General features: G+C 75.6%; 1 protein-coding gene. It reads left to right on the plus strand.

The features are described from left to right. Positions 1-1548, plus strand: a 1548-nt coding sequence (locus FGF04_RS39120; RefSeq protein ID WP_149516148.1) for an SDR family NAD(P)-dependent oxidoreductase, incomplete at its 5' end; no start/stop codon positions are given. Positions 1549-1568: the final 20 nt, after the last annotated feature.

The following is a 1568-nucleotide window of genomic DNA, read 5'->3' on the forward strand; positions in this document are numbered from 1 at the left end:
GCCCTGGACGACCTGCCGCACCCCCACGGCCCCCGCCCGCTGCTGCTGGTGCTCACCGCCGGCGCGGTGCACGTACGCCCGGGGGACACGCTCGACCTCGCCGCCTGCGCCCTGCCCGGCCTGGTGCGCACCGCCGCCGAGGAACTGGCCCACCTCACCGTGCGCCAGCTCGACCTGCCCGCCGACCGCACCAGATGGGCGGCCGCCGTCGCCGCCGAACTGGCCGACCGCTCCCACACCGGAGTGATCGCCGCCCGCGAGGGCCTGCGCTGGCAGCCCCGCCTGCGCCCGCTGCCCGACACCGACACCGACTGCGCCCCCGCGATCGTGCCCGGCGGCCTGTACCTGCTCACCGGCGGGCTCGGCGGCATCGCCCACGACCTGGCCGGCTACCTGCTGGCCGCCTACGGCACCAGGCTGCTGCTGGKGGGACGCTCCGCGGCCACCGGCGACAAGGCACACGCCCTGGCCGACCTGAACGCCCTGGGCGAGGTGCTCTACGTCCCGGCCGACGTCGCCGACCCGGCCGCGCTCGCCGCGGCCGTCCACACCGCGGAGACGCGCTGGGGCCGCACCCTCGACGGCGTCCTGCACCTGGCCGCGGCCGACGTCAGCGCCCAGCACAAGGACCTCGAACAGCACACCCTGGCCCGCCAGTCCCCAGAGGGCTTCAGCGCCCAGTACGCGGCCAAGGTGGCCGGCACCCTGGCCCTGGCCGCGGTCCTGGAGGAGCGCCCCGACACCTCCCTGGTGCTCTTCGGATCGGTCAACGGCGAGTTCGGCGGCCGCTCCTTCGGCGCCTACTCCGCCGCCAACACCTTCCTGGTGGGCTTCGCCGACCACTGGCGCCACGAACGCGGCCGCGACGTACGGTGCCTGGCCTGGAGCATGTGGAAGGACACCGGCATGAACCGCGGGCAGTCCGCCGCCCTGGCCCGCCGGCGCGGCTACCACGCCCTGGACCCCGACGACGCACTGCGCGCGTTCCTGTCCGCCACCTCCCTGCCCCACCACTACCTTTTGATCGGCCTGGACCTGGACAACCCCGCGATCCTGGCCGAACTGGCCACCGACGAACTCAGCGCCCGCGAGGTCCTGGTGGCCTACACCGCCCAGGGCGTCGACGCCGACAGCGTGCACGCGGCCCTGGAGCCGGTCCTGCGCGACTTCCCCGTTCCCGTGCGCCTGGTGGAGGTCCCCCGCATCCCGGTGGACACCGCCGGCGCCGTGGACACCACCCAGCTGCTCCTGGACGCGGCACCCCAGCGCCCCGGCAGCCGCCGCACCTACCAGGCACCCGCCACCGCCCTGGAGCGCAGCATCGCCGCGATCTGGGGCGAGGTCCTCAACCGCAGCCGCGTGGGGCGCGAGGACTCCTTCTTCGACCTGGGCGGCAACTCCCTGCGCGCCACCCGGCTGCTGGCCCGCCTCGCCGACGAGCTGGGCCTGGCGCTGACGGCCAACCAGCTCTACGAGAACCCCACCGTCGCCGCCCTGGCCCAGGCGTTCGCCCCCGGCGACCAGGCACAGCCCGTCCCCGCCRGCTGACCGCACACCCCCGCACACCC

Origin of the sequence: Streptomyces apricus, assembly GCF_008369065.1 — a bacterium.
GTDB lineage: Bacteria > Actinomycetota > Actinomycetes > Streptomycetales > Streptomycetaceae > Streptomyces > Streptomyces apricus.